This window comes from uncultured Maricaulis sp. (genome assembly GCF_905480005.1).
GTDB lineage: Bacteria > Pseudomonadota > Alphaproteobacteria > Caulobacterales > Maricaulaceae > Maricaulis.
The window spans coordinates 1-4,338 of sequence record NZ_CAJQOO010000051.1 but is presented as its reverse complement, the minus strand read 5'-3'; the positions used below and the strand labels follow the sequence as shown (position 1 = coordinate 4,338).

The 4,338-nt window shown below is 64.1% G+C and carries 5 protein-coding genes; 1 reads left to right on the top strand and 4 read right to left on the bottom strand.

The window, feature by feature from the left end; translation table 11 throughout:
* Positions 1-213 precede the first annotated feature (213 nt).
* From QZ266_RS06025 to QZ266_RS06015, 3 genes are all read right to left on the bottom strand, one after another.
* A complete protein-coding gene (locus tag QZ266_RS06025) occupies positions 214-615 on the bottom strand; it encodes a hypothetical protein (protein WP_295692650.1) in 402 nt (133 codons plus the stop codon).
* Between the two features lie 10 nt (positions 616-625).
* Complete coding sequence (gene lpdA, locus QZ266_RS06020; RefSeq protein ID WP_295692648.1) at positions 626-2,053, bottom strand: dihydrolipoyl dehydrogenase; 1,428 nt, start codon at positions 2,051-2,053, stop codon at positions 626-628.
* A 94-nt stretch (positions 2,054-2,147) separates the two neighbouring features.
* Positions 2,148-2,357 carry a hypothetical protein gene (locus QZ266_RS06015; protein WP_295692646.1) on the bottom strand — a complete coding sequence of 70 codons (210 nt, stop codon included), beginning with the start codon at positions 2,355-2,357 and terminating at the stop codon, positions 2,148-2,150.
* A 168-nt stretch (positions 2,358-2,525) separates the two neighbouring features.
* Here QZ266_RS06015 and QZ266_RS06010 point away from each other — a divergent pair, with 168 nt between their 5' ends.
* Positions 2,526-4,031, top strand: a complete 1,506-nt coding sequence (locus tag QZ266_RS06010; protein ID WP_295692643.1) for an aldehyde dehydrogenase (NADP(+)) — start codon at positions 2,526-2,528, stop codon at positions 4,029-4,031.
* A gap of 120 nt (positions 4,032-4,151) precedes the next feature.
* Here QZ266_RS06010 and QZ266_RS06005 read toward each other — a convergent pair.
* On the bottom strand, positions 4,152-4,338 hold a 187-nt coding region (locus QZ266_RS06005), incomplete at its 5' end, for a hypothetical protein (RefSeq protein ID WP_295692640.1).

The following is a 4,338-nucleotide window of genomic DNA, read 5'->3' as shown; positions in this document are numbered from 1 at the left end:
TATCCGCCGGGCCCGGTTCGATCCGGCGCAGGAAGGCGGTCTCGAAAGAGACGCAGCGCATGCCCTCGCCCGCGACCGCCTGGTCAGCCCCGATGATGCCGGAAAGGAAACTGCCGCTGTCGTCCATGATGATCCCGCCTGACTTGCCGAACGCTCTATATAGAGACGCAAGAGCGCAAGGAAGTGAATGCCGGGTATGCGGGCCGTTGACCTCTAGATTTCGCTTTCGCGCAAGCCGAGCGCAGCTGCAAGGTGGCTCAAGGCATAATCTTCCTGCGGCTTGGCCAAGCGGTCGGCCGCCAGGGCTTTGCGAGCCGTTTCGACGACGGCTCGGCGAACGATGCCGTTACCGCGAAATGCCTCAACCTCTGCCAGAATCCGAGCGCTGGCCTTATCGGGATTGGCTCGGAAGCCAGATTCCAGCTTGCTGTAAATCGCGTCGCATTCCGCGTCGGTCAATCCGGCGGGTCGCCGGTCTCTCATCACACCCAACCGCACGCCCACTTCCTCGAGCTTGGAAAAATCTCCGTCCGCATGGGCGACCATCAGATACACCCCAACGAGAACTTCAAACTGGCGCTTGGCCTGCTCAACCGGGCTGTCGGAAACCGCCATCGCGACGCCTCTACTTCTTCGGCGCCGAAATATGGATCGGATGACCGAGCGCCGTCAGCGCCGCTTCGGCGAAGCCTTCGGTCAGGGTCGGGTGGACGTGGATGGTGCCGGCGATGTCGTCGAGGCGGGCGCCCATCTCGACCGCCAGGGCGAACTCGCCCGACAGTTCGGAGACATGCGCGCCAACCGCATGGATGCCGAGGATGACATGATCATCCTTGCGCGCGGTGACGCGGACGAAACCACCATCGAGACCCGCTTCCATCGACAGGTAACGCCCGGAGGCAGCCAGCGGGAATTTGCCGGTGATGATCTCCTCGCCTTTGGCCTTGGCCTCGTCCGGCGTCAGGCCAACGCCCACGACTTCCGGCTCGGTGAAGCAAACGGCCGCGATGGAAACCGGGTCATGGACGCGGCGATGACCGGCAATGATCTCGGCGACCATCTCGCCCTGGGCCGTCGCCTTGTGCGCCAACAGCGGCTCGCCGACGACATCGCCAATGGCGAAGACACCGCGCATGCCGGTGCGGCACTGGTTGTCGACCTTGATGAACTTGCCATCCAGATCGAGACCCATGTTTTCCAGGCCCCAGCCGTCCAGGCAGGCCTTGCGGCCGACCGCAACGAGGATCTTGTCGGCCTCGATGGTCTGCGCCTTGCCCTTGGCGTCGTCATATTCCAGGACCGTCTTGCCGTCCGCCTCGGTGACACCCTTGGCCTTGCAGGACAGGTTCACATCGACCTTGTGCTTCTTCAGCCACATGGTGATCGGACGGGTGATCTCCTTGTCATAGAGCGGCAAGATGCCCCCGGAGGCCTCGATGAAGGTGACGTCCGAGCCCAGCTTGCGGAAGGCGATACCCAGTTCCAGGCCGATATAGCCGGCGCCAACCACGACCAGTTTTTCCGGACGTTCGGTGAGGTCGAGCGCATCGGTGGAGCCGATCACGTTTTCGCCGAAGGGCAGGAAGGGCAGCTCGACCTCGACTGACCCGGTGGCCAGGATGACGTGCTCGGCCGTGATCTCGACCTGTTCGCCATCGTCCATCGTCACGACACAGGTCTTGGCGTTGGAGAATTCGGCCCAGCCGGCAATGTGCGTCGCGCCAGCAGCCTTGATCAGCTGACCGACACCGCCGGTCAGCTTGGCGACAATGCCGTCCTTCCAGCCAACCAGCTTACCCATGTCGAGCTTGGGCGCTTCAGCGAGCGAAATGCCCAGCACATCGCTGTCGGCATGCTTGCCCATTTCCTCGAACTTGGTGGCCGCATGGATCATCGCCTTGGAGGGGATGCAGCCACGATTGAGGCAGGTGCCGCCCAGACCGTGCTTGTCGACAATGATGGTGTCCAGACCCAGCTGGCCGGCGCGGATGGCGGCCGGATAGCCGCCCGGGCCACCACCGACAATGAGGACTTGGCAAGACCGTGTCTGCATCACAGGCGCTCCTTGGAAGATCAAAGCACGAAAACGCGTTTTCCGGGGTTGGATTTAGCGGTTCGGCGGATAAAGGGAAAGGGGCTGACTGAGCCTAGGTCGCCCGGGCAAGGCGCCGCCAGAGCAGCGAGCCGATCGGCGCAAGGACCAGGATTGCGGCAAAGCTGCCGAAGACGACCCCGGGCATCCACTCTGATTGAATGCCGACCGTCTGATGAAAGAACATCAGCAAGAAGATGCCGGCCGCCCAGACCGCGATGACGGAGACGCAATCGGACCAGGTCTGTTTGATGACTGACGGCATTTCGGACACCCCTCTGGGCACGCTTGTGCCTTTGATCCCGCGCCATCGTCAAGCCAGGTTGAGACCGTGTGGACGCCGCCGGGACGCCGGGGAAAACTCTCAGCCGGGCCTGTTGAATAACTCAGACAATTAAGGCATGACACCTGTCAAGCAAGCTGAGGACACGCCATGATCATCGGGAAACACCTTGTCGCCGGAAACTGGATCGGCAGCGATGCCAGCTTCACCTCAAGCCCGGCTCACGGCCCGTCCCATGCATTCGCCGTCGGCACGCCGGACCTGGTCGACCAGGCCTGCCAGGCGGCCGAAGAGGCGTTCTGGTCCTACGGCTATTCCCCACGGGAGGCGCGCGCCAAATTCCTCCACACGATCGCCGACGAGATCGATGCACGCGGCGAGGCGATCACAGAGATCGGCACCCAGGAGACCGGTCTGCCGGACGCGCGCCTCAATGGCGAGCGCGGCCGCACGGTCGGACAGCTTCGTCTCTTTGCCGAGCACATCCTGAAGGGTGAGTATCTGGACGCGCACCATGACGCTGCCCTGCCGGACCGCGCGCCCCTGCCGCGTCCGGATATCAAACTCGTCCAGCGCCCGGTCGGCCCGGTCGCCGTCTTCGGCGCTTCCAATTTCCCGCTCGCCTTCTCCACGGCCGGTGGTGACACCGCTGCGGCACTGGCGGCCGGATGCCCGGTCGTTGTCAGAGGCCATTCCGCCCACCCCGGGACCGGTGACCTCGTCGCCCAGGCCATCGACGCGGCCATCAAGGCCTGCGGCGTGCATCCCGGCGTCTTCAGCCTGATCCAGGGGGGTGACCGCGCGGTCGGACAGGCCGTGGTCGAGCACCCGCTGATCAAGGCGGTCGGATTTACCGGCTCGCTGGCCGGTGGTCGTGCCCTGTTCGACCTGTGTGCGGCACGCCCCGAACCCATCCCGTTCTTCGGAGAGCTCGGATCGGTCAATCCGATGTTCCTCCTGCCTGGCGCCATGGCATCGCGTGCCGAAACCATCGGCGCAGGCTGGGCCGCCTCGCTGACCATGGGCGCCGGCCAGTTCTGCACCAATCCGGGCATCGCTGTGGTGATTGAAGGCCGGGACGCGGAAAGCTTCATCCAGGCGGCTGTCGCCGGCCTCGGCGAGGTCGGCCCGCAAACCATGCTCACCGACGGCATTGCCCAGGCCTACCAGAAGGGTCGCGACGTGATCCGCGGTACAGCCGGTGTCCGCGAAGTCCTGACCACGACCTGCGATCTGCGCAATGCCACGCCCTATCTCTTCGTCACGACGGGCGCTGACTGGCTCGAGAATGACGTCCTCGGCGAGGAAGTCTTCGGGCCGCTCGGTCTCGTGGTCACCGTCAAGGACGAGGCCGACATGCTGAAAGTCGCCCACTCCCTGCAAGGCCAGCTGACAGCCACCCTGCACATGGAAGACGGCGACACTGCCCTGGGCCGGACACTCATGCCGGTGCTGGAACGCAAGGCCGGTCGCATCCTGACCAATGGCTTCCCGACCGGTGTCGAGGTCTGCGACGCCATGGTCCATGGCGGCCCCTACCCGGCCTCGACCAATTTCGGCGCCACCTCGGTCGGCACGATGGCGATCCGCCGCTTCCTGCGCCCGGTCAGCTATCAGAACATGCCGGACGCGCTAATGCCCGGCGATTGGGGATAAGGACCAGTCATAACCCCGTGATGTCGCGACACCGCGGGTGCCCACCATCCCGTTGACCGCTTGCCGAGAGCGGGCCGCATGCGTCGGCGATCACAATCCGGGAAACGCTCCTGAAGGAAATCATGCCGTGTCAGGCTTGATTGCCAGTCCGATCCCGAAGACAGCACCTCCAATCAGGATCACCACGACGTAGACAGCCAGAAACGGCAGATGCTGCGAGAATTCGGTTCCGCCATCTATCGCATTGCCCATGGCCGTCACCGCGAGGTGGAACCAGCCAAGGAGCAGGCAGCCGGTCAAGGCGAAC

Bases quoted from the DNA above. Each gene is read 5' to 3' on its own strand.
- QZ266_RS06025 (WP_295692650.1), bottom strand. From the start codon at position 615: ATGGCGGTTTCCGACAGCCCGGTTGAGCAGGCCAAGCGCCAGTTTGAA.
- lpdA (WP_295692648.1), bottom strand. From the start codon at position 2,053: ATGCAGACACGGTCTTGCCAAGTCCTCATTGTCGGTGGTGGCCCGGGC.
- QZ266_RS06015 (WP_295692646.1), bottom strand. From the start codon at position 2,357: ATGCCGTCAGTCATCAAACAGACCTGGTCCGATTGCGTCTCCGTCATC.
- QZ266_RS06010 (WP_295692643.1), top strand. From the start codon at position 2,526: ATGATCATCGGGAAACACCTTGTCGCCGGAAACTGGATCGGCAGCGAT.